This is a genomic window from Embleya sp. NPDC059237 (genome assembly GCF_042754105.1).
Classification (GTDB): Bacteria; Actinomycetota; Actinomycetes; order Streptomycetales; family Streptomycetaceae; genus Embleya.
Window position 1 is genome coordinate 90,323 of the sequence record NZ_JBHZAE010000007.1, and the last position, 22,741, is coordinate 113,063.

Annotated in this window: 19 protein-coding genes and 1 pseudogene; 12 read left to right on the top strand and 8 right to left on the bottom strand. The window is 72.5% G+C overall.

Annotated elements, in window-relative coordinates:
• Positions 1–2: 2 nt before the first annotated feature.
• The 10 genes from ACFXKZ_RS22635 to ACFXKZ_RS22680 all read left to right on the top strand — a co-directional run bounded on the left by ACFXKZ_RS22635 (position 3) and on the right by ACFXKZ_RS22680 (position 12,660).
• Positions 3–167: a hypothetical protein gene (locus ACFXKZ_RS22635; protein ID WP_380002731.1), complete on the top strand. Its 165-nt coding sequence runs from the start codon at positions 3–5 to the stop codon at positions 165–167.
• Positions 164–919 carry an MBL fold metallo-hydrolase gene (locus ACFXKZ_RS22640; protein ID WP_380002732.1) on the top strand — a complete coding sequence of 252 codons (756 nt, stop codon included), beginning with the start codon at positions 164–166 and terminating at the stop codon, positions 917–919. Before ACFXKZ_RS22635 ends, ACFXKZ_RS22640 begins: the two co-directional genes overlap by 4 nt.
• 52 nt (positions 920–971) lie before the next feature.
• A complete protein-coding gene (rph, locus tag ACFXKZ_RS22645) occupies positions 972–1,697 on the top strand; it encodes a ribonuclease PH (RefSeq protein WP_380002733.1) in 726 nt (241 codons plus the stop codon).
• A 282-nt stretch (positions 1,698–1,979) separates the two neighbouring features.
• Positions 1,980–2,378: a hypothetical protein gene (locus ACFXKZ_RS22650; RefSeq protein WP_380002734.1), complete on the top strand. Its 399-nt coding sequence runs from the start codon at positions 1,980–1,982 to the stop codon at positions 2,376–2,378.
• A 156-nt stretch (positions 2,379–2,534) separates the two neighbouring features.
• Positions 2,535–2,885 carry a cupin domain-containing protein gene (locus tag ACFXKZ_RS22655; protein WP_380002735.1) on the top strand — a complete coding sequence of 117 codons (351 nt, stop codon included), beginning with the start codon at positions 2,535–2,537 and terminating at the stop codon, positions 2,883–2,885.
• A 103-nt stretch (positions 2,886–2,988) separates the two neighbouring features.
• Positions 2,989–3,591 (top strand): RdgB/HAM1 family non-canonical purine NTP pyrophosphatase, encoded by a 603-nt coding sequence (gene rdgB / locus ACFXKZ_RS22660; protein ID WP_380002736.1) that lies wholly within the window; start codon positions 2,989–2,991, stop codon positions 3,589–3,591.
• 123 nt (positions 3,592–3,714) lie between these two features.
• On the top strand, positions 3,715–4,824 hold the full coding sequence (locus ACFXKZ_RS22665; RefSeq protein ID WP_380002737.1) for a PucR family transcriptional regulator: 1,110 nt from the start codon (positions 3,715–3,717) through the stop codon (positions 4,822–4,824).
• 126 nt (positions 4,825–4,950) lie between these two features.
• A complete protein-coding gene (locus ACFXKZ_RS22670) occupies positions 4,951–5,595 on the top strand; it encodes a hypothetical protein (protein WP_380002738.1) in 645 nt (214 codons plus the stop codon).
• A 158-nt stretch (positions 5,596–5,753) separates the two neighbouring features.
• A complete protein-coding gene (locus ACFXKZ_RS22675; protein ID WP_380002739.1) occupies positions 5,754–7,784 on the top strand; it encodes a flotillin family protein in 2,031 nt (676 codons plus the stop codon).
• 46 nt (positions 7,785–7,830) lie between these two features.
• Complete coding sequence (locus ACFXKZ_RS22680) at positions 7,831–12,660, top strand: DNA repair ATPase (protein ID WP_380002740.1); 4,830 nt, start codon at positions 7,831–7,833, stop codon at positions 12,658–12,660.
• Here ACFXKZ_RS22680 and ACFXKZ_RS22685 read toward each other — a convergent pair.
• Positions 12,639–13,352 (bottom strand): GNAT family N-acetyltransferase, encoded by a 714-nt coding sequence (locus ACFXKZ_RS22685; protein WP_380002741.1) that lies wholly within the window; start codon positions 13,350–13,352, stop codon positions 12,639–12,641. The genes ACFXKZ_RS22680 and ACFXKZ_RS22685 overlap by 22 nt on opposite strands.
• A gap of 190 nt (positions 13,353–13,542) precedes the next feature.
• On the opposite strand from ACFXKZ_RS22685, the gene ACFXKZ_RS22690 reads away from it, so the two are divergent.
• Complete coding sequence (locus ACFXKZ_RS22690) at positions 13,543–15,105, top strand: molybdopterin-dependent oxidoreductase (protein WP_380002742.1); 1,563 nt, start codon at positions 13,543–13,545, stop codon at positions 15,103–15,105.
• Positions 15,106–15,201: 96 nt separating this feature from the next.
• Here ACFXKZ_RS22690 and ACFXKZ_RS22695 read toward each other — a convergent pair whose 3' ends face one another.
• Complete coding sequence (locus ACFXKZ_RS22695; protein WP_380002743.1) at positions 15,202–16,251, bottom strand: LLM class flavin-dependent oxidoreductase; 1,050 nt, start codon at positions 16,249–16,251, stop codon at positions 15,202–15,204.
• 226 nt (positions 16,252–16,477) lie between these two features.
• Between ACFXKZ_RS22695 and ACFXKZ_RS22700 the strand changes: the two genes are divergently transcribed.
• A complete protein-coding gene (locus ACFXKZ_RS22700) occupies positions 16,478–17,929 on the top strand; it encodes a catalase (protein ID WP_380002744.1) in 1,452 nt (483 codons plus the stop codon).
• A 31-nt stretch (positions 17,930–17,960) separates the two neighbouring features.
• Here ACFXKZ_RS22700 and ACFXKZ_RS22705 read toward each other — a convergent pair whose 3' ends face one another.
• From ACFXKZ_RS22705 to ACFXKZ_RS22730, 6 genes and pseudogenes are all read right to left on the bottom strand, one after another.
• On the bottom strand, positions 17,961–18,623 hold the full coding sequence (locus ACFXKZ_RS22705; RefSeq protein WP_380002745.1) for an RICIN domain-containing protein: 663 nt from the start codon (positions 18,621–18,623) through the stop codon (positions 17,961–17,963).
• A gap of 177 nt (positions 18,624–18,800) precedes the next feature.
• Positions 18,801–19,103, bottom strand: coding sequence for a co-chaperone GroES (locus ACFXKZ_RS22710; RefSeq protein ID WP_052173837.1), 303 nt, complete (start codon positions 19,101–19,103; stop codon positions 18,801–18,803).
• A gap of 222 nt (positions 19,104–19,325) precedes the next feature.
• Positions 19,326–19,700: a DUF3618 domain-containing protein gene (locus ACFXKZ_RS22715; protein ID WP_380002746.1), complete on the bottom strand. Its 375-nt coding sequence runs from the start codon at positions 19,698–19,700 to the stop codon at positions 19,326–19,328.
• Positions 19,701–19,917: 217 nt separating this feature from the next.
• Positions 19,918–20,673, bottom strand: coding sequence for an energy-coupling factor ABC transporter ATP-binding protein (locus tag ACFXKZ_RS22720; protein WP_380002747.1), 756 nt, complete (start codon positions 20,671–20,673; stop codon positions 19,918–19,920).
• 66 nt (positions 20,674–20,739) lie between these two features.
• Positions 20,740–21,501, bottom strand: a complete 762-nt coding sequence (gene cbiQ, locus ACFXKZ_RS22725) for a cobalt ECF transporter T component CbiQ (RefSeq protein ID WP_380002748.1) — start codon at positions 21,499–21,501, stop codon at positions 20,740–20,742.
• Position 21,502: 1 nt separating this feature from the next.
• Positions 21,503–22,542, bottom strand: a pseudogene (locus ACFXKZ_RS22730) (energy-coupling factor ABC transporter permease).
• Positions 22,543–22,741: the final 199 nt, after the last annotated feature.

A 22,741-nucleotide genomic window follows, 5' to 3' on the forward strand; every position in this document is an offset into this window, starting at 1 on the left:
GGGTGGTGTTCGTATCCAGCGGCGCGCCGAGCGGGATCGTCGATTCCGGTGTCGGTGGCCCTCCCGTGGCCCGGGCCGGGTTCGAGCGGTCGGCGCATGTGGCCGGTCGGCCGATGCGGGGCGTGCTCGGGGTCGCCGGCGTCGACGTGTTCGGAGCGCTCGCGTGAAACTTACCGTCGTCGGGTGTTCCGGCAGCTTTCCCGGACCGGACAGCCCCTGCTCGTGCTATCTCCTGGAGGCCGACGGGGTGCGGATCCTGGTCGATCTCGGCAACGGCGCGCTCGGCGCCCTCCAGCGCCATGCCACGCTCGGCTCGATCGACGCCGTACTGCTCAGCCACCTGCACGCCGACCACTGCCTCGACCTCGCCTGCTACTTCGTGGCCCGCAAGTATTGCCCGGCGGGGGAGTTGCCCCGGCTGGTCGTCTACGGCCCGGCCGATACGCACGAGCGGATCGCGCGCTCCTACGACGTCGAGGGCGCGATCGACAACGGGCGCATGGCCGAGGTGTTCGACTTCCGCACGGTGGTCACCGGCACCTTCGACGTGGGCCCCTTCCGGATCACCGCCGACCGGATGCCGCACCCCGTCGAGTCCTACGCGTTCCGGATCGAGGCGGGCGGGCGATCGCTGGTCTACTCCGGCGACACCGGGGTCAGCGACGACCTGGTGCGCATCTCGCGCGGCGCGGACCTGCTGCTGTGCGAGGCGTCGTTCGAGCACGGCCGAGAAGACCTGCCGCACGTGCACCTGAACGGCCGGCAGGCCGGCGAGCATGCCGAACGGGCGGGCGTGGGGCGGCTGTTGCTCACCCACATCCCGCCGTGGACCAGTCGCGAGCGCAATCTCGACGACGCCCGCAAAACCTTCACCGGCGCCGTCGACCTGGCCCTGCCGGATGCCTCGCACACGGTCTGAACCCGGCGCCGGGCGGTCCGGACCGGCGCCTGCCACGGCTTAGGCTGGAGGCATGTCACGAGTAGACGGCCGTACCCCCGAGCAGCTCCGCCCGATCGGCTTCCAGCGCAAGTGGCTCGACCACGCCGAGGGCTCGGTCCTCGTCGAGTTCGGCCGTACCCGCGTCCTGGTCGCCGCCAGCGTCACCGAGGGTGTGCCGCGCTGGCGCAAGGGCAGCGGCGAGGGCTGGGTGACGGCCGAATACTCGATGTTGCCGCGCGCCACCCACACCCGCGGCGACCGCGAGTCGGTCAAGGGTCGGATCGGCGGGCGTACCCACGAGATCTCGCGGCTGATCGGCCGCTCGCTGCGTGCGGTGATCGACACCAAGGCGCTCGGCGAGACCACCATCCACCTGGACTGCGACGTGCTCCAGGCGGACGGCGGCACCCGGACCGCGGCGATCACCGGGGCCTATGTCGCGCTCGCCGACGCGGTGGCCTGGGCGCGTGAGCACAAGCTCACCCGCAAGGGCGCCAACCCGCTGATCGGGTCGGTGGCGGCGGTCAGCGTCGGGATCATCGACGGGGTGCCGATGCTCGACCTCCCGTACGAGGAGGACGTGCGGGCCGAGACCGACATGAACATCGTCTGCACGGGGGACGGGCGCTTCGTCGAGGTGCAGGGCACCGCGGAGAAGGAGCCCTTCGACCGGGCGCTGCTGAACGATCTGCTGGACCTGGGCACTCTGGGCTGCGCGGAGCTGACGGCGCTTCAGCAGCGCGCCCTGGAGGGCTGAGCGGCCGAACGGCCGAGTTCCGGAGGCGGCGAGGCCCAGCCCTCGGGTCCCGGGGCCTGCGGGCAGGCAATGGTGGTGCCCCGAGAGGGTGTTCCCGGCATACCGTGGCAAACGGTGGTCACGCGCCGGTTGCGAGTGTCACGTACACGCAACCGACACGCACCGGGTGTGCGACCGTCGGCCCGGCGCGGCCCGGGACACCAGTACGGTCATGGCACCTGGTCATCCCGATCAGCGGCAGCCACGACCGGGCCCGACGGCCCGTCCCTGACGAGGAGCACCATGTTCCGCGCCACGTACCGTCCGCGCCGGGTCCTGCGCGTCACGATCGCCGCCACCGCCATGGTGGGCGCGTTGTTCGCCACCGCTGCGTGCAGCGAGGCGCAGAAGGCGATCTCGTGCGCCGAATTGGCCACCAACCTGACCAACGACATCTCCAGCCTCGGCAATGTGCTGAACGACCCGGCCGCCGCCCGCAAGGCGCTCGACAACCTCCAGAAGACCTTGAACGACAAGACCAAGGACCTGGACTCCGACGACGCGAAGAACGCCGCGAACGGCCTGGGCGACGTGATCACCCAGCTCAGCACCAAGGCGGCCAACGGCGGCAACCTCAGCGCGAGCGATGTGCAGCCGCTGATCAACGGCGCGAAGAACCTGACCACGATCTGCGTCAAGTAGCCCGCGCGGGGTCGGTGGTTCGAGTGGATCGAGCAGATCGAGCAGATCGAGCGGGACAGGCGGGGAGCACCGCGGAGCATGAGCCGCGGTGCGCTCGCGATCGTCCGCGCCGAGGCGCAGGATGGAAGTGGTGACCTCCGAAGGAGATGATCCACCATGCTCGCTGTGCGATCGATCAACGAAGCCGACGAGAGCCGCGACATACCGCACGGTCACCTGGACGTGGTCAGTCTGGAAGGCGTCGATTTCGGCGTTGCCCGATTCGAGCCGGGCTGGCGGTGGTCGCAGGATGTCGGGCCCATCGCCGGGACCGACAGTTGCCAGTTCCACCACAACGGTTACGTCGCCCAGGGACACGTACACATCCGCATGGACGACGGTGAGGAGAAGGACCTGAAGGCGGGCGACGTCTTCGTCTGCGACCCCGGCCACGACGCATGGGTGGTCGGCGACGAGACCGCGCTGGTCTTCGACTTCGCCGGCAACATCCACGACTACGCCAAGTAGTCGCGCTCGCCGACGAAGCGGCGTTCCCGGCGCGCGTGCGCGGACGCGGTGACCCGTACGCCCGGTTCGGCCGGTGGCGGGCGGCGACCCTAGGCTTTGCGCCATGAGCCGTCTCGTACTCGCCACGCGCAACGCCAACAAGGTTGTCGAACTCCAGCAGATCCTCGCGGACGTCGGACTCGACGTCGAACTCGTCGGGATGGACGCCTACCCCGACGTGCCCGACGTGCCCGAGACGGGGCTCACCTTCGCGGCCAACGCGCTGCTCAAGGCGCACGCCATCGCGCGGGCCACCGGACTCCCGGCGATCGCCGACGATTCGGGCCTGTGCGTGGCCGCGCTCAACGGGATGCCCGGGATCTTTTCCGCCCGCTGGGCCGGTACGCACGGCGACGACACGGCCAACCTGCGGCTGCTGCTCGCCCAACTGTCCGACATCGCCGACGAACACCGCGAGGCGTGGTTCGCGTGCGCGGCGGCGCTCGCGCTGCCCGACGGCACCGAGCGGGTGGTCGAGGGCCGGTTCGAGGGCACGCTGACCCGCGAGCCGCGCGGCACCGGCGGCTTCGGCTACGACCCGATCCTTCGAGTGGCCGGTGACACCCGCACCGCCGCCGAGTTGACCGCCGCCGAGAAGAACGCGATCAGCCACCGGGGCAAGGCGTTTCGCGCACTGGCCCCGATCGTGGCCGAGCTGATCGGCTGACCACCCCACCCGGCCGCCCGTGCCCGCATCCGCCCGTCCCTGCCGGGATTCGGCAGTGTTGGTAGCGTCTTCGCTGCCGGATTTCCGGCAGCGAAGCGGGGCTACGGGTACGGGGGAAAAGGCGTGAAGAGCGACGAGGGGATACCCGCCGAGTTCCTGCGCGACTGGGCCGAACTGCTCGGCGAGATCTCGACCACCGGGCGGTTGTTGCGCCGCGCCGAGTTGAACGTGCTGGCCGACCTCGGTGAGCGGGCCGCGGAGGCCGGACACCACTGGCACGCGCTGGTCGACCTGTATCTGCGCGAGACCCGCCGGGTGTGGACCACGCTGCCGGGTGTTGCCCGCGCGGGAAGCGTGGGCGAGGCGGCCCGGGCGGGCGAGGCGGTGCTGACCGCCTCGGAGGCGGCGATCACCGCGCTGGGCGCCGGCCACGAGCGGGCCCAGCGGTTGGCGGTCCGCCAGGAGGAGGCCGCCCGTCGCGAGTTCATCGACGACCTGCTGTACGGCCGCAGCGACCCGGGCCGACTCGCCGAGCGCGCCGAGCGGTTCGGACTGCGGCTGGCCCGCGCGCACGCGGTCGCGGTGGCGGTGGGCGAGGTGGCGTACGACGAGGCGCACCCGCTGGTCCGCCGGGTCGAGCGCGAGCTGATCGGCCGATTCGGCGAACGCGACGTGCTGCTGACCACCAAGGGCGCCCGACTGGTGTGCATCGCGCCGGACGACGAGCGACCGGTGCTGGCCGCCTTCGCCAAGTACGCGACCTCGTCGGGCGGCGGCCGGGAGAGCGCCGACCGGGTCGCCCTGGGTCGGGCGCACCCGGGCGCGGGCGGGGTCGTGCTGTCCTACGAGGAGGCGCTGGGCGCGCTCGACCTGGCCGAGCGGCTGGACCTGCCGGGCCCGGTGCTCGACGCGGCCGATCTGCTGGTCTTCCCCGTACTGCTGCGCGACCGGGCGGCGATGGCCGATCTGGTGCGCACCGCGCTCGGGCCGCTGGTGCACGCGCGCGGCGGCGCGGCCCCACTCCTGGAGACGATCACGGCGTGCGCGGCGGCGGGCTACGTCAACGCCGAGGCCGCCCGCCGGCTGCGGATCAGCGTACGCACGCTCTCCTATCGGCTGGAGCGGATCCGGACGCTGACCGGATACGACCCGGGCGACGCGTTGCAGCGCTACACCCTGGAGACCGCGGCGCTCGGCGCCCGCGTCTTGGGCTGGCCGGGTACCGCCCTTTAACCCGGCTTTCCCCCGGGTCGCGGATCGGACGTCAAGGAGCGACCAACACTGCCGGCTTCCGGCAATGCGCGCATGTCCGCGGCGGTGCCACCATGACGGCGCACGACAGGCCGAGGGGGTGGGACGGTGGGGGATTTCGTGCGGGCGGCACTGGCGTTTCCCGCCGTCCTGTTCAGCTTCGCGCTCGTCGTGGTGGCGGCCTACTGGCTGCTGGTGTTGATCGGCGGTGTCGCCGTGGGCCATGGCGGCCCCGGGGGTGGTCATCATGGCGGGCACTGGGCCCACGGGGGTCATGACGGTCACGGGGGCCATGGGGACCACGGCCCGGGCGACACCGCCGGTGTCCCGGTCACGGTGACGATTTCGTTCGCGATCGCCGTGACCTGGTTCTGCTGCCTGGTCGGTACCGCGCTGACCGAGCGGTGGTGGCTGCGCGCCGCGGCGCTCCCCGCGGCGCTCGGTGCCGGATGGTTGGCCGCGCGCCTGGCACGGGCACTGGGCCGCCGTTTCCTGAAGCCCGAACGGCCGTCCCTGCGGGCCGACTTCGTCGGTCGTACCTGTCTGATCCGGACCGGTCGGGTGGGCCACGACTTCGGTCAGGCCGAGGTCCGGGCCGAGGACGGCTCGACCGCGCTCCTCCAGGTCCGCACCGACGAGAGCGGGCTGGTCTCCGGCAGCACCGCGTTGATCTTCGACTACGACGTCGCCGGCGAGTTCTTCCGGGTCACCCGCTTCGACAGCGCGCTGGACCCGGACCGCGTCACCGGCTGACCGCCTCCGTGCTCCCGACCGGCCCGAGCCGGTCCACGGGCCCGCGCCCGCCCGCCTTCCGCTCCGCCCGTCCGCTCGCTCTCCGCCCTGCCCGTCCGCCGCCGCGTGCCTTTGCCCGTGCGGTCACCAACGTCCCGTTCGACCAAGGGATTTCACTGATGGATGCCATCACCGTGGGCATCGGCGTGCTCGTCGCCGTCGTCCTGCTCGTCGTGCTCGTCGTCTTCCTCGCCGTGACCCGGCTCTACCGCAAGGTCTCGCAGGGCCAGGCCCTGATCATCTCCAAGGCCAACACGGTCGACGTCACCTTCACCGGCGCCGTGGTGCTGCCGGTGCTGCATCGGGCCGAGACCATGGACATCTCGGTGAAGACGATCGAGATCCGCCGGACCGGACGCGAGGGGCTGATCTGTCGGGACAACATCCGGGCGGACATCCACATCTATTTCTTCGTGCGGGTCAACAAGACCGTCGAGGACGTGATCAAGGTGGCCCAGGCGATCGGCGCGGACCGGGCCAGCGACCGGGCGGCGATCCAGGACTTCTTCGCGGCCAAGTTCGCCGAGGCGCTCAAGACGGTCGGCAAACAACTCGACTTCGTCGACCTGTACACCAAGCGCGAGGAGTTCCGGGACCGGATCCTCGCGGTGATCGGCACCGACCTCAACGGCTACCACCTCGACGACGCCGCGATCGATTTCCTCGAACAGACCCCGATGAGCCAACTCGACGCCGCGAACATCCTGGACGCCCAGGGCATTCGCAAGATCACCGAGCTGACCACCATCGAGCACGTGCGCACCAACGAGTACCAGCGCACCGAGGAGAAGGAGATGACCCGGCAAAACGTCGAGGCCCGCGAGACGGTGCTCGAACTGGAGCGCCGCCAGGCCGACGCGGAGATCAAGCAGCGCCGCGAGATCGAGATCAGCCGCGCCCGCGAGGAGGCGGAGACCTCCCGGGTCCAGGCCGAGGAGCGGCTGCGCGCACAGTCCGCGCACATGAAGACCGAGGAAACGCTCGGGATCCAGAACGAGAACCGGGAGCGCGAGGTCGCCGTCGCGCAGAAGAACCGCGAGCGGGTGATCGCGGTGGAGAACGAGCGGATCGAGAAGGACCGCCTCCTGGAGGTGATCGCCCGCGAGCGGGAGACCCAGCTGCGCCGGATCGCCGGTGACAAGGAGGTCGAGGCGGAGAAGCGGGACATCGCCGAGGTGATTCGCGAGCGGATCGCGGTCGAGCGCACGGTGGCCGCGCAGGAGGAGGAGATCAAGAAGCTGCGGATGGTCGAGGAGGCCGAACGCGAGCGGCAGGCGCAGATCATCCACGCCGAGGCCGAGGCCCAGGGGCGGCTGGTCAAGGACATCAAGGCGGCCGAGGCCGCCGAGCAGTCGGCCGGGCACCGTGCGGCCGAGCAGCTCACCATGGCCGAGGCCCGGCGCAAGTCGGCCGAACTGGATACCCAGGCCGCGATCCGCGCCGCCGAGGGCAAGCGGGCCGAGGCCGCGGCGGTGGGCCTGGCCGAGGCCGAGGTGACCGAGCGGATGGCCGAGGCGGTGTCCAAGCGGGGCCACGCCGAGGCTGCGGTGACCCGCGAGAAGGCGCTGGCGAGCGCCGACGGGCTGCGCGAGCGGCTGAAGGGTGAGGCCGAGGGCCTGACCGAGAAGGCCGCCGCGATGGCCGCGCTCGACGAGTCCAGCCGGGTGCACGAGGAGTACCGACTGCGCCTGGAGGCGGAGAAGGAGATCCGGCTCGCCGGCCTGGAGGTGAACCGGCAGATCGCCGAGGCGCAGGCCACCGTGCTGGCCACCGGCCTGGAGAACGCCAAGATCGACATCGTCGGCGGGGACAGCATGTTCTTCGACCGGATCATGGGCGCGATGGCCGCCGGAAAGAGCGTGGACGCCTTCGTCGACCGCTCCGACACCGTGCGCACGATGGCCGCCCCCTGGCTGGACCCGAACGGCTCGACGTTCGTCGACGACCTCGGCGCGCTGGCCGCGGGCCTGGGCTCGGGCGGCGTGCGCGACCTGACCCTCGCGGGTGCGCTCGGCGCGCTGATCGCCGGTGGCGGACCGCAGTCGGCCACCCTCCAGGGCCTGCTGGACGCGGTCCGCGCCGGCGGGCTGGGCGAGACCCGAATCGCCGACCTGACCGTCCCGGCCCGGCTCAACGGCCTGGCCAAGTAGCGGGGGCTGCGCGATCACCGTGCCGGACAAGGGAGTTGACCCGAACGTGAGCGGCCAGGCGAGCGGCTCGGAAGCCGAGCCCGGGACCCACGAGGTGCCGGGCGGCTCGGAAGCCGAGCCCGGGACCTACGAGGTGCTGCGCGGACGACTGCTCACCGCCGCCCGCGAACTGGGTGCGCGGGCCGGGGAGTTGAACGAGCGCCGGGTGCGTACCTACGGCGGCGGCGCGCCGGCGCTGACCGACACCCACCGGTTGCACACCGAACGGGCGGTGGTGGCCCGGGACATCGTCCAGGTCGGCGGCCTGCTCCTGGCCGGCTGGAACACCGACGGCGGGTCGGGCGAGGAGGTCGGGCCCGCCGACGTGTTCGCGCTGTACCGGCGCACCCCGGAGGGCTTCGAGCCCGCCCCGATCGACGCCGTCCCGGGCCTGCTCGACGACGCCCGTTTCCGGCAGGACTTCACCGAACTGTACCGCTACTTCCGGGACACCCGGCTGCTGCAACTGCGCGACACCGGAACCCACCTGCTCGCGGTCTTCCGGGTCGGCGAACGCCTCACCGACATCCGGGTGTTGCGCTGGCGACTGGCCCCCGACGGCGCCCCCGCCTACCTCGACGCGCAGGGCGAGCGCGAGCACGTCTTCCCGGACGCGTACGACTTCGCCTGGACCGAGAGCACCCGCGCCGACCACGTCCCGGGCCGGCACCCGCACATCGCGATCGCCGACACGCTGTACCTGGCCACCTCCGGCGGCCGGCTCGTGGTCAAGGTCGAGAACGACACCGAGACCGCCGAGGGCATCTACGCGGAACCCGTCGACGACCCGCTCCAGTCGCCGGCCGACGCCGAGGTCGCGCACGCCCGGGTCGGACCGCTGCTGCTGGTCCGGGTGCGCCCGTACAACGAGAGCGATCCGCGCCACCTGGTGTACGACACGCGCACCGCCGAGGTGCGCCGCCTCGACGGCATCGCGACGGCCTGCCGGCGCCTGCCCGACGACCAGGGCATCGTCTTCCCCGGCGGCTATCACCCGAGCACGGGCGGCGCGCGCACCTTCGACATCGACACCACCGACGCGGAGTTCGAGGCGACGGTGCGCTCGCCCAACGGCGAGGACGTGCTGTACGTGTTCCACGCCCGGGCCGAGGGCCGCGTCACGCTGCTGTCCTACAACGTGATCCGCGAGGAGGCCGCCGCGCCGATCGTCGGGCACGGCCGGGCGTTCTTCGCGGACGGCACGATGGCGATCCTGCGGGTCCTCGACGCCGAACCCACCCGCATGCACACCGTCCAGATGTGGGACACGCCGTACACCTCGGACGCGTACGCCGCGGCGCGCCCGCCGGGCACCGGCCCACTGGCCCGGATCGGCAACCCGGAACTGGTCCGCGGCATCGCCGCCTGCCTCGCGATCGCCGCGATGGCCGAGGAGACGGCGCCCACGACCGCCCTCTTCACCGCGATCACCACCGCCGCGGTCCGGGCCGAGGACACCCACCACTGGCTCGGCGACGCCGAACTCGGGTCTCTCGCCGCACCGTTGGCCACTGTGCGCGGCGCCGCGGCGGACGTCGTCGAGGAGTTCCGCCGGGTCCTGGACCTGCGCCGGATCGCGGCCGACACGCTCGCCGAGGCGGTCGCGAGCACCACCGCGCTGACCCGGCGGGTGCGCGGCGAGGTGCCGGAGAGCGCCGACGCCTGTGTCCGGCAACTCGGCGAACTGCGGCATGCACAGGGCCGGTTGGCGAGCCTGCGGGACATCCGCCATCTGGACACGGACGCGCTCGCCGAGGCGGATGCCGTGCTGGTCGCGGCTCTGGCCGAGGCGGGCCGGCGGGCGGTGGCGTTCCTGGCCGACGACGATGCCTTCGTGACCACCCGCCGGATCGTCGACGAGCTGACCGCCGAGGCCGCCGCGTCGGCCACCGTGGCCGACGCGGACGCGCTGACCGCCCGGATCGACGAACAGGCCGACGGGCTGCGCGTGGTCACCGAGGTGATCGGCACCCTCGACGGCACCGACGCCGGCGTGCGCACCACGATCCTGACTCGGATCGGCGAGGTCCTGGGCGGGGTCAACCGGGCCCGTGCGACCCTGGACGCGCGCCGCCGCGACCTGCTCGACGCCGAGCAGCGCGCCGAGTTCGCCGCCGAGATGGCGCTGTTGGAGCAGACCGTGGTCGGCGCGCTGGCCGCCGCCCGGACGCCCGAGGAGTGCGACGAACACCTGGCCCGGCTGCTGGCCCGGATCGAGGACCTGGAGGCCGGGTTCGGCGCGCTCGACGAGCACCTGGCCCGGATCGGCGCCGAACGCGAGCGCGTCCACGACGCGTTCACCGCCCGCAAGCAGGCCCGACTCGACGAGCGGGCCCGGCACGGCCACCGCCTCGCCGACTCCGCACAGCGCGTCCTGACCACCATCGCCCGCCGGATCACCACCCTCGCGAGCATCGACGAGATCAACACCTGGTTCGCCTCCGACGCCCTGGTCGGCAAGGTTCGCGCCACCGCCGGGGAACTGCGCCGCCTCGGCGACCCGGTCCGCGCCGGCGAGCTGGAGGGCCGGCTCACCGCGGCCCGCCAGGAGGCCGTTCGCGTCCTGCGCGACCGCGCCGAACTGTACGACGCGGCGGGCACCGTACGGCTCGGCCGGCACCGGTTCGCGGTGCACGACCACCCGATCGAGCTGACCCTGGTCCCGCACGGGGACACCCTCGCGTTCGCGATCACCGGCACCGACTACCGCGAGGTGGTGCGCGAGCCGCTGCCCGCCGCCCATCGGGTCTTCCACGACCAGCCGCTGGGCTCCGAGTCGCCGCGGGTCTACCGGGCCGAATACCTCGCGGCGGTGGTGCTCGCGGAGACCGAGGGCCGCCCGATCGACGCGCTGCCGGCCGAGGAACTGCTCGCCGAGGTGCGCCGGATCGCGCTGTCCCGCCCCGGCGAGGGCTACGACCGGGGGGTGCACGATCGGGACGCCGCCGCGCTCCTCGCGGCCGTCCTGCGCCTGCGCGCCGGCGCCGGGCTGCTGCGGTTCGCGCCGGAGGTACGGGCCGCGGCCCAGCTGTACTGGGCGCACGGCGTCGCCGCCGATGCCCGGCAGCCCTGGACGACCCGGGCCCGGTCGCTCGGCCGGGCCCGGGACACCTTCGGCCCGATCCCCGCCGTCGCCGACCTGGCCGCCGAACTCGGCGAGCGGGCAACCGGGTTCCTGACCGAGGCGCTGGCCGCGCCCACCGCGCCCGGCACCACGATCGGCGCCTACCTGTTCGAGGAACTCGCCGCCGGCGGCCCGCGCTTCTCCACCGGTGCGGTCGCTCGCACGCTCCTGTCCGGCTTCCGCGCCTCGCTCGGCGGCGACGACGCCCCGGCGGCCAAGGACTTCGTCGAGGACCTGCGCGCCCTCGACGGCGACCTGGCCGCCCGACACCAACTCGTCGGCGCCTGGCTCGGCGCCTACGCCGCCCGCCTCGACACCGACCCGCCCCCGGAGTTGGCCGAGGCGATCGCCGTCGAGGTGTGTGGGGCGGCGCTGGAGCGACACCACGTCGACGCCCCGATCTCCGCCACCGTCACCGGCCTGCTCGGCGCCCACCCGCGGGTGGCGAGCGGCGGCACGCTGGACCTGCGGCTGGACGAATTCCTGACGCGCACCGACGAGTTCCGCCGCACCCGGGTGCCCGCGTACCGGGCGTACCAGCGCCGGCGCACCGAACTGCTGGCCGCCGCCCGCGAGCGGCTGCGGCTCGACGCGCACACCCCCCGGGTGATGTCGGCGTTCGTCCGCAACCGGCTGATCGACGAGGTCTACCTGCCACTGATCGGCGACAACCTGGCCAAGCAGCTGGGCGCCGCGGGGCCGGACCGGCGCACCGACAGCCAGGGGCTGCTGCTCCTGCTGTCCCCGCCCGGCTACGGCAAGACCACGCTGATGGAGTACATCGCCGCCCGACTGGGCCTGCTCTTCGTCCGGATCGACGGCCCCGCGCTCGGTGCGCGCACCACGTCCCTGGACCCGGCCGCCGCGCCCGACGCCGCCGCGCGGCGCGAGGTGGAGAAGATCGGGTTCGCCCTGGAACTGGGCGCCAACGTGCTGCTGCACGTGGACGACATCCAGCACGTCTCACCCGAACTGCTGCAGAAATTCGTCTCGTTGTGCGACGCGCAGCGGCGGATCGAGGGGGTGCGCGACGGCGAGTCGCGCAGCTACGACCTGCGCGGGAAACGTTTCGCGGTGTGCATGGCCGGCAACCCGTACACCGAGTCCGGCGCGCGTTTTCGGATCCCGGACATGCTGGCCAACCGGGCCGACGTGTGGAACCTGGGCGATGTACTCGGCGGGCACGAGGAGTTGTTCGCGCTGAGCCACATCGAGAACGCGCTGACCGCCAACCCGGTCCTGGCCCCGATCGCCGGGCGCGACCGGGCCGATCTGGACCTGCTGATCCGGCTGGCCCGGGGCGATGGCACCGCGCGCCCGGATCGACTCGCGCACCCGTACGACGCGACCGAACTGGACCGCATCCTGGCCGTGTTGCGCCGACTGATGCACGTGGTGGAGACGGTGCTCGCGGCGAACCGGGCCTACATCGCCTCCGCCGCGCAGTCCGAGGCGGCGCGCACCGAACCGCCGTTCCGGCTGCAGGGCTCGTATCGGGACACCAACAAGCTGGCCGAGCGCATCCTGCCGGTCCTGGACGAGGTGGAGGTCGAGCGGCTGTTGGACGACCACTATGCGGCGGAGGCGCAGACGCTGACCACCGACGCGGAGGCCAACCTGCTCAAGCTCGCCGAACTGCGCGGCCGGTCGACCCCCGAGCAGCGGGCGCGGTGGGCGGAGGTGAAGCGGGCCTACCTGGCGGCGCGCGGCTGAGCGGAGGCGGGCTCCGGCGCGGCCTCGGCGGCCTGCGTCGGCTGCTCCGGGATCCACGCGGCGGTGAGCACGCCGTGTTGGGTCCACCCCAGCGTGCGGTACAGCTCCCGCCCGGCGGCGGTGGCGACCAGGACGCCGGTCCGGGCGCCGCGCGCGGCGGCGGCGTCGGCGAGCACGGTCATCACCACGCTGCCCAGGCCGCGCCGGCGGTGCGCGGGGTCGGTGTGGATCTGGTCGGCCACCGCGGTGTCCCCGGTGACCCCGATCCGGCCGTGGGCCGCGACCGCGCCGTCGGCGGCGAGCAGCCGGCCGAAGGTGGTTTCGTCCCGGGTTTCGACCTCGATCGTGTAGCCGGCCGGCGCCGCCGGCGATTGCCGGCGCAGCGGCCCGGTCATCGGGTACTCCGGCTCGCCCACGGTCCACGCGGAGGTGAGCGCGGGCCGTACCCGCTCGATCGGCGCGAGGGTCTTGATCCAGGTGCCGGGCTCGGTTCGGGTCCGGACCACCTCGGCGGGCCGGTCCGGGTCGAAGAACACGTAGCGCACCCGATGCCCGGGCAGTCCGACGTCGAGCCGATACCCGCCGTCCACGGCGACCGGCGCCGTCACCGCCCGAGCCACCGCCCACCCGCCGACCCAGGCCCGGATCAGCTCTGCGTCGGACATGACCCGTTCCCGATCGGCGGTGCTCACGACAACTCCCCATACGGCGGCGACACGAACCGATCAAGCTTATTGCAAGGCGTTTGCAACAAGCCCCGCGGGTTTCCGGCCGCCGGGCCGCTGACGCTTCGTCACACAACGGTAAGCAGGCGATTCGTCCACCGGCCGGGGCAGGGCGTCAGGATGAGGGGAGGCGGATGTCGAGTGTGAGGTGGGCGTGGTGCGGCGTGCCGGCGGGATCAGGGCCGCGGTGGTCGGCGTGGTGTCGGCCGCGGTCGTGGTGGGGGTGGCCGAGACGGTCGCGGCGTTCGTCCGGCCGGAGGCCACGCCGTTCGTGACGATCAGCGGGGCGATCACCGACCGGGCGCCGACCGGGCCGCGCGAGTGGGCGATCCGTACCTTCGGGACCGGCGACAAGGCGTTCCTGCTGACCGTGATCGCCGTGCTGCTCGCGCTGTTCGCGGCCGGCCTCGGGGTGCTCGCCGCCCGCCGGCTCCGCTACGGCGTCGCCGGTGTCCTGGCGCTCGGCGGCTTCGCCGCGTGGACCGCCGCCGACCGTCCCTCGTACCGCGCCGCCGATGTGGCGCCGACGCTGGTCGGCACGCTGTTCGGGGTGCTCGCGCTGGTCCTGCTCACCCGCCCCGACCTGGTCGACCGCCGCCCGCTCGCCCGCCCGCTGCCGGTCGCGCCCGAGGACGACGTGGCCGAACCGGCCCCGGACACCGCGCGCCGCACCGTACTCGTGGTCGGCGCCGCCGCCGCGGCCGCGCTGGCCGGGTTCGGCGGCCGGATGCTCCAGCACGCCCGCTTCAACGCGGAGAAGTCCCGGGCCGGCGTCGCGGGCACGCTGCCCCGGCCGATCAGCGCGGCGGCCCCGGCGGGCCCCGGCTTCGTCGCGCCGGGACTGGCCCCGTACCTGACCCCGAACGCGGACTTCTACCGGATCGACACCGCGTTCACCGTGCCGCAACTGCGCGCCGAGGACTGGGAACTGCGCATCCACGGCATGGTCGACCGGGAGATCCGGCTCAGCTACGAACAACTGCGGGCCCGCTTCCCGATCGAGCGGGACATCACCCTCGCCTGCGTCTCCAACGACGTCGGCGGCGACCTGATCGGCAACGCCCGGTGGCTGGGCACCCCGCTGGCCGACCTGCTGCGCGAGGCGGGCGTGCGGCCCGGCGCCGACCAGATCGTCTCGCGTTCGCCGGACGGGATGACCATCGGCACCCCGCTGCGCGAGGTGATGGACGGGCGCGACGCGATGCTGGCGTACGCGATGAACGGCGAGCCGCTGCCGATCAAGCACGGCTTTCCGGTCCGGATGGTGGTGCCGGGCCTGTACGGGTACGTGTCCGCGTGCAAGTGGATCGTGGACATCGAGGTGACCCGGTTCGCCGTGTTCAGCGCCTACTGGGTCCGGCTCGGCTGGGCCCGCCAGGCCCCGATCAAGACCCAGTCGCGGCTGGACACCCCCCGCGACGCGGCGGACCTGCGTGCCGGCCCCGTCCCGGTCGCCGGTGTTGCCTGGGCCCAGCACCGGGGCATCACCGCGGTGGAGATCCGGGTCGACGACGGCCCCTGGCAACCCGCCGAACTCGCCCCGCAGACCACCACCGACACGTGGCGCCAATACCGGTGGACATGGGACGCCACCCCGGGCCGGCACACCCTGCGCGTGCGCGCCACGGACGGCACCGGCGCGGTTCAGACCGACAAGTCGGCCGACGTGATCCCCGACGGCGCCACCGGCCACCACCACATCGAGGTCACGGTCCGCTGAGCGGGGGTCGAGCCGAAGGCGGGCCCGCCGAGCCCAGGCCGCCGACCCGAGGCCCACGCCCGGCCCGGCGTCCCCCACCGCCGGGCGGCGCACCCCTCACCCCTCGATCAGCCCCCAAGCCTTCGCGATCAACTCGTACGACCGGATCCGCGCATCGTGCCCGTACACGTTGCTGATCACCATCAACTCGTCCACCTGCGTGCGCTCGCGCAACTCCCGCATGCCCGCGCGCACGTCGGCCAGGTCCCCGCTGATGTGCTGCCGCTGGTAGCTCTCCACGAACTCGCGCTCGGCCGGCGTCCACGGATACGCCTCGGCCTCCTCCGGCGACGGGATGCGCCCGGGGTTGCCGCTGCGCAGCTTCAGCATCGACAACGCCTGGGACAACGCGAGCCGCTTGGCCTGCTCCCGGGTGTCGGCCGCGATCACCCCGGCCGCGATCATCGCGTACGGCTCCTTGAGCGACGCCGACGGCTGGAACGACTCGCGGTACAGCTCCAGCGCGGGCAGCGTGTGCTGTCCGCTGAAGTGGTGCGCGAAGGCGAACGGCAGGCCGAGGATCCCGGCCAACTGCGCGCTGTAACCGCTCGACCCGAGCAGCCACACCGGCGCCTCCGCGGTGGCGAACTCGCCGCCCGCCTCGATCCCGGACGCGGGACCCGGCACGGCGTGCATTCGCGCGTATGGGTGCTCCTCGGCGAAGCGCCCGGTGACGAAGCCGATCAGCTCGCCGAGTGCCTGCGGGAACTCGTCCACCGACTCGGCCCCGCCACCGCGCCGCAGGGCGCGCATGGTGACCTGGTCGGTGCCCGGGGCCCGGCCGATGCCGATGTCGATCCGGCCGGGGTGCAGCGCCTGAAGCGTGCCGAACTGCTCGGCCACCACGAGCGGCGCGTGGTTGGGCAACATCACCCCGCCCGAACCCAGCCGCAGCGTGGTGGTGTGCGCGGCCAGGTGCGCGAGCAGCACCGGCGGGGACGAACTGGCGATGCCGGGCATGTTGTGGTGCTCCGCCACCCAGAACCGATGGAAGCCCCACCGCTCGGCCCGCTTCGCCAACTCGGTACTCGTCCGTAGCGCCTCGGTCGCCGAATATCCCGTCCCGACCGGTGCCACGTCCAACACCGACAGCTTTACCGCGTCCACTCCGCGTCCCTCTCTCCGGCCCGCTCTCGGCCCGTTCCCGGCCGCATTCCGGCCCGTGTCCCGCCCCGCCCGCCGCTCCGCACGCAGGCGTATTCGTGCTTTGAGGTGCAACCGCCGCACACCCCGTGCTGTTCCGCCGGCCAGGCGTGCCGGAGAGCACATCGGGCATAAGGAGCAATCGGACCCGACCCACGCACGACCCGAGACCACGAAAGGGATATCGGCGATGACCGAACGCCCCACGACCACGACCGACGCGGGCATTCCCGCCCCGAGCGACGAGTTCTCGCTCTCCGTCGGACCCAACGGTCCGCTGCTGCTCCAGGACCACTACGTCATCCAGAAGATGGCCCAGTTCAATCGCGAGCGCGTCCCGGAGCGGGTGGTGCACGCCAAGGGCGGCGGTGCCCACGGCGTGTTCCGGGTCACCCAGGACGTGAGCCGATTCACCAAGGCGGATCTGTTCCAGCCGGGCCGCGAGACTCCGATGTTCATCCGCTTCTCCACGGTTGCCGGCGAACTCGGCTTCCCGGACACCGTGCGCGACCCGCGCGGATTCGCGATCAAGTTCTACACCCGGCACGGGAACTACGACCTGGTCGGCAACAACACGCCGATCTTCTTCATCCGGGATCCGAGCAAGTTCTCCGACTTCATCCACTCGCAGAAGCGCCGCTCGGACACCCACCTGCACGATCACGACATGCAGTGGGACTTCTGGACGCTCTCGCCGGAGTCGGCGCACCAGGTGATGTTCCTGATGTCCGACCGGGGCACCCCGAAGACGTGGCGCAACATGCACGGCTTCGGCAGCCACACCTTCATGTGGGTGAACGCGGGCGGGGAGAAGTTCTGGATCAAGTACCACTTCCTGACCGACCAGGGCATCGAGAACTTCACCGACGCCGAGGCCGCCGCCATGGCCGGCGAGGACCGCGACTTCCACCTGCGCGACCTGCGCGAGGCGATCGACCGCGGCGACCACCCGTCGTGGACGTTGCACGTCCAGGTGATGCCGTTCGAGGCGGCGGCCGACTACCGCTTCAACCCGTTCGACCTGACCAAGGTGTGGCCGCACGGCGACTACCCGCTGATCGAGGTCGGCCGGATGACGCTGGACCGCAACCCCTCGGACTACTTCGCCGAGGTCGAGCAGGCCTCGTTCGAACCGGCCAACCTGGTCCCCGGCATCGGCGCCAGCCCGGACAAGATGCTCCAGGGCCGGCTGTTCAGCTACCCGGACACGCACCGCTACCGGATCGGGCCGAACTACCTCCAGTTGCCGATCAACCGGCCGATCGTGCCCGTGCACTCCTACAACAAGGACGGCGCGATGCGGTACGAGAACTACGGCGACCCGGTGTACGCGCCGAACAGCCGCGGCGGACCGGTCGCCGACCCGGCGCCGTACGAGGACGAGAACTACGAGGTCGCCGGCGAGATCGTGCGCTCGGCCTACCGGCCGCACGCCGAGGACGACGACTTCGGCCAGCCGGGCACGCTGTACCGCAAGGTGATGTCCGAGACCGACCGGGAGCACCTGGTCGGCAACATCGTCGGTCACATGAAGAGTGACGGGCCGGTGACCGCCGAGGTGTTGCCCCGGGTGATCGAATACTGGACGAAGGTCGACCCGGACCTGGGCGCGCGCGTCGCGAAGAAGTACAACGGCGGCTGACGCCCGCCGCCGACGGCCCGGCGGCTGCCGCTCAGGCGCCGCTGGGCCGCCACACCGACCCGGAGCCGACCGGTACCAGGCCCAGGCCCTGCTGGCCGCCGACCTGGTCGCCAAGGCCGAGGGCCGCCCCGTTGCGGGCCACGAAGACCACGCCGGAGCCGCTGGGCTGTGGTTTCCACATCTGGTTCTCGGCCCGCCCGCAGTCGTCCTGGTAGGCGCGCGGCTCCCGGCCGCCGGACACCTCCAGGCACTTGCGCGAGAGCGCCGACTCGAGCCGGACGAAGCCGCCGCCCGCGTCGCGCACCACCCACTGCTGGTTGGCCTTGCCCGGTCCCATCGGGTACGCGATCACCGCGGCCCGATCCCGATCGCTGGCGCCCATCACGTCCATCGCCCGGCCGTCCGGCAGCAGCAGTACGTAGCGCCCGCCCGCGGCCAGCGGCGGTTTGGCGGACGCGGTCTTGGACGGCGTCGGCGACGCCGAGGTGGGCGGGGCGGTGGTCGGCGGCGCGGAGCTGATCTGCCCGGCGTTCACCGCCGTCGGCGAGGGCGAGGTGGTCGGCCCCGGCGAGGTCGCCGCGGCATGCGAGGAGCCCCCGCCGCCACCGTCGAACACGCCGACCAGGCCGCCGGCCAGGAACCCCGCCAAGGCGACCGCGCACAGCGCCGCTATCCAGATCCGACGTCGCGGCATCTGTCCCTCTCCTCGTGGCCGGCTCTTCCCGCGGATCGGGACATCCTGGCAGAAGAGTTCACCCCAAGGGGTGAATCGGCCGGTGTGGGCCGCCGGATGGTGAACGGACTCACCATCCGGCGCGCGGAGGACGCCGCGGTCGATCCGCCGGATCGGTCGGCGTCGGGGCGGGGCGGGCTAGAGGTACAGGCCGGTTGCCTCGCCGGAGACCTCGATGCGTTCGGCGGCGACCGCGTGCAGGTCACGCTCGCGCAGCAGTACGTACGGGACCCCGCGCACCTCGACCTCGGCGCGCTCCTCGGGGTCGTACAGGACACGATCGCCCGGCTCGACGGTGCGGACGTTCTGGCCGACCGCGACCACCTCGGCCCATGCCAGCCGCTTGCCGACCTGCGCGGTCGCGGGGATCAGGATGCCGCCGCCGGAGCGGCGCTCACCCTCCGCCGCGTCCTGGCGGACCAGGACACGGTCGTGCAGCATGCGGATGGGCAGCTTCTCGCCGAGGTCGTGGGCGGTGTTGTTGCTCGAAGACTGGGACCTGTCGGAACTCACGCTTCGACAAGCTACCCGTCCGAGGCCGAACATGCGTCACCGGGAGGTGTGATGTCCGATCCGCTTCGGCCCGAAAACCGTCCCGGATCGGCTTCGGCCGGGCCGCACGCGGTCGGGCCGGGCGTCGGCCCGACCGGCGTGCCGCGGCGGTCAGCGCTTCTTGGCGGCCTTGGCCTTCTTCGCTGCGGCCTTGTCGCGGCCCCGGCTCTTGACCAGGACGACCAGCAGGACCAGCCCGGCCACGCCGCCCGCGAGCGGCACGATGTGCTCCATGCGCGGTGCGCCGGTGTCGCTGTCGATGAACTGCGCCCGTACCTTGTCCTTCGCGCGGGCCGCGACGTTGGCCGGCTTCACCCGGTCGACGATCTCGTCCAGGGTCACCGCCAGGTTGGCCCGGGCCGCCTCGATGTCCCGTTCGATCTGCTGCGGCGTACGCCGGTCGGGGGCACCGTTCACATCGTGGCCGGCGGACTTGCCGTCCCCGTGCCCGGCGTTCGAAACGTCAGCCTTGTGTGCACCGTTCACCGACTCCACCCGACTCCGCTCAGCGTGTGCCGTCACCGGACGGCCCAATGCCGCCCGGCCTTGCCGCTCCAACTCCGCCGGAGACAGTTCCCGCCCGTGGTCGCTCACAACCCGTCCTCTCCGGCTCCTGCGCTCGTGTGTCGCCCAAGTCTGTCAGTTACCTCCCCGGCCCTGGGTCAACCGGGTCCCGTGGCGTCCCTCGGCGCGCTGCGGGCGGTTACGCCGGGACCGAGGACGGGTCGAAACCGTAGGGCAGTTCGAGCCGGTGGGCGGCCATCAGGTCGCGGTCCAGGAGCAGGTCGCGGGTGTCCCCGTCGGCGACCACCACGCCGCCCGCGAGCACCGCCGAACGTGGACACAGCTCCAACGCGTAGGGCAGGTCGTGGGTCACCATCAACACCGTGACGTCGAGCGAACGGAGCACGTCGGCCAATTCGCGTCGGCTCGCCGGGTCCAGGTTCGAGGACGGCTCGTCCAGGACCAGGATCTCCGGCTCCATCGCCAGCACCGTGGCCACCGCGACCCGGCGGCGCTGGCCGTAGCTGAGGTGGTGCGGCGGCCGGTCGGCGAAGTCGGCCATGCCCACCCGGTCGAGCGCGTGTCGCACCCGCTCCTCCAGCGCGGCGCCGCGCAGGCCGAGGTTGGCCGGGCCGAACGCGACGTCCTCCCGGACGGTGGGCATGAACAGTTGGTCGTCCGGATCCTGGAAGACGATGCCGACCCGGCGGCGGATCTCGCGCAGGTGCTCCTTGGCCACGGGCAGTCCGGCCACCTCGACGGTGCCGGCGCCGGCGGTCAGGATTCCGTTCAGATGCAGGACGAGGGTCGTCTTGCCGGCGCCGTTGGGGCCGAGCAGGGCGACCCGTTCGCCGGGGGCGATGGTCAGGTCGACGCCGAACAGGGCCTGGTGGCCGTCCGGGTAGGCGTAGGCGAGGCCGCGGACGGCGAGGGAGGGGGGCGGGGACTCACTCACGTGGGATACTCCGTTCTCGGGTCGCGCGGTGTCGCGGATCCCGCGATTGTCCGATCACGCGCGAGGTCACCGGAGCAGCGCCCCCGCCCACACCGCGAACGCCGCCGCGGGCAGCGTCGCGGCGGCGGCCCACTGGGCGGCGCCGGCGCGGGTGTCCACCAGGATCGGCATGGTCCCGGTGTACCCGCGGCTGAGCATCGCCAGGTGCACCCGCTCGCCGCGCTCGTAGGAGCGGATGAACAGCGCGCCGGCCGACTTGGCCACCGTCGGGGTCTGGCGCAGGTCGCGCGCGACGAAGCCGCGCGATTCGCGGGCGATCCGCATCCGGCCCATCTCGGCGGTGATCACCCCGCCGTAGCGCAGCATGAACGACATGATCTGCACGAGCAGCGCAGGCATGCGCAACTTCTGCAGGCCGAGCAGCAGGGCGCGCAGTTCGGTGGTGGCGGCGAGCAGCACGCCGGCGACGACTCCGAGGGTGCCCTTGGCCAGGACGTTCCAGGCGCCGAGCAGGCCGTCGTGGCTGACCGTCAGGCCCAGCACCTCGACGGTCGGGCCGTCGGCCACGAAGGGCAGGAGCAGCGCGAAGAGCACGAACGGGGTCTCCACCAGCATCCGGCGCAGTACGAAGCCGGCCGGGACGCGGGCGAGGGCGGCGACGACCGCGAGCAGCGCCGCGTACGCGCCGAAGGCCCAGTAGGCCTCGCGCGGGGTGGACACCGTCGCCAGGACGAAGCCGATCAGCGCGAGCAGCTTGCAGTGCGGCGGCAGCCGATGCACGGGGGAGTCGCCCGGGCGGAAGAGCCGGTGTTCGGGTCCGCCGGCCATGTCAGCCGCCGCTGCCCGAGCCGACGCCGTCGCGGGCGGGCCTCGCCGGGACGGCGTCGACCGGACGGCGCCGGACCAGCCAGAACACGCCGGTGCCGACGGCGAGTGTGGCCGCGACGCCGATCACCCCGGCCAGGCCGCCGGACAGGCGTTCGTTGTGCACGCCCTTGACGTTGTAGTCGGCCAGCGGGCCGTCCTTGAGCTGGTGGTCCTGCTCCTTGGCGTCGATGCCCTTGTCGGCGGACACCTTCTCCAGGCCGTCGGGGCTCCGGCTGGCGTAGTAGCTGACGAATCCGGCCAGGACCAGGGCGAGCACGGCCCCGGCGATCAGCAGGGTGCGGGTACGGACGCGGGTCATCGGGTCTCCCCAGCCGAGCGCAGTTCGAGGGGACGCGCCAAGCCGCGCGCGCCGTGGACGAGGTCGGGCCGCACCGCCAGCACGCTGGAGACGGTGGCGGCGGTGATGATCGCCTCGCCGATGCCGATCAGCACGTGTACGCCGATCATCGCGCCGGCCACCTTGCCGATCGATACGTCGGTGGTGCCGCCGATCGCGTAGAAGAGGGTGAACACGCAGGCGGCGGCGGGTACCGAGACCAGCGCGCCGACGAATGCGGCGATCGGCACGGACGAGTGCCGGGCGGGCAGCAGGCCGAGGGTGAGTCGGTACAGGCCGTAGCCGACCACGACCGTCACGACGCCCATGATGGTGATGTTCAGGCCGAGCGCGGTGAGCCCGCCGTCGGCGAAGAACAGACCCTGCATCAGCAGTACGACCGCCACGCACAACACGCCGGTGTACGGGCCGACCAGGATCGCGGCAAGCGTGCCGCCGAGCAGATGGCCGCTGGTGCCGCCCGCGACGGGGAAGTTGAGCATCTGGACGGCGAAGACGAAGGCCGCGACCAGGCCGGCGAGCGGCGCGGTGCGCTCGTCCAGCTCGCGGCGTGCGCCGCGCAGGCCGACGGCGACGCCGGCGACCGCGATCACGCCGGCGCCCGCGGATACGGGGCCGTCGATGAAGCCGTTGGGTATGTGCATGTGGCCCCTCCCGAAATGCCGGATTCGGCGGAGGGATCCTATGACGTCCGGCCGCACCTGCAAAAGGCTTGCAATTGGGTGATGGTGGCAACAAGGGCGCTCCGGCGTCGGTTTTTGCCCTGCTTTGACGAAGAACACGCCCCGGGGACGCGCGGCCGGCCGGGGGTGCGCGGCCGGGATCGGTCCGACCGCGGCGCTA

Coding starts and splice junctions, on each gene's coding strand:
- rph (WP_380002733.1), top strand. CDS start 972: ATGTCACGAGTAGACGGCCGTACCCCCGAGCAGCTCCGCCCGATCGGC.
- ACFXKZ_RS22650 (WP_380002734.1), top strand. CDS start 1,980: ATGTTCCGCGCCACGTACCGTCCGCGCCGGGTCCTGCGCGTCACGATC.
- ACFXKZ_RS22655 (WP_380002735.1), top strand. CDS start 2,535: ATGCTCGCTGTGCGATCGATCAACGAAGCCGACGAGAGCCGCGACATA.
- rdgB (WP_380002736.1), top strand. CDS start 2,989: ATGAGCCGTCTCGTACTCGCCACGCGCAACGCCAACAAGGTTGTCGAA.
- ACFXKZ_RS22675 (WP_380002739.1), top strand. CDS start 5,754: ATGGATGCCATCACCGTGGGCATCGGCGTGCTCGTCGCCGTCGTCCTG.
- ACFXKZ_RS22700 (WP_380002744.1), top strand. CDS start 16,478: ATGACCGAACGCCCCACGACCACGACCGACGCGGGCATTCCCGCCCCG.
- ACFXKZ_RS22705 (WP_380002745.1), bottom strand. CDS start 18,623: ATGCCGCGACGTCGGATCTGGATAGCGGCGCTGTGCGCGGTCGCCTTG.
- ACFXKZ_RS22710 (WP_052173837.1), bottom strand. CDS start 19,103: ATGCTGCACGACCGTGTCCTGGTCCGCCAGGACGCGGCGGAGGGTGAG.
- cbiQ (WP_380002748.1), bottom strand. CDS start 21,501: ATGGCCGGCGGACCCGAACACCGGCTCTTCCGCCCGGGCGACTCCCCC.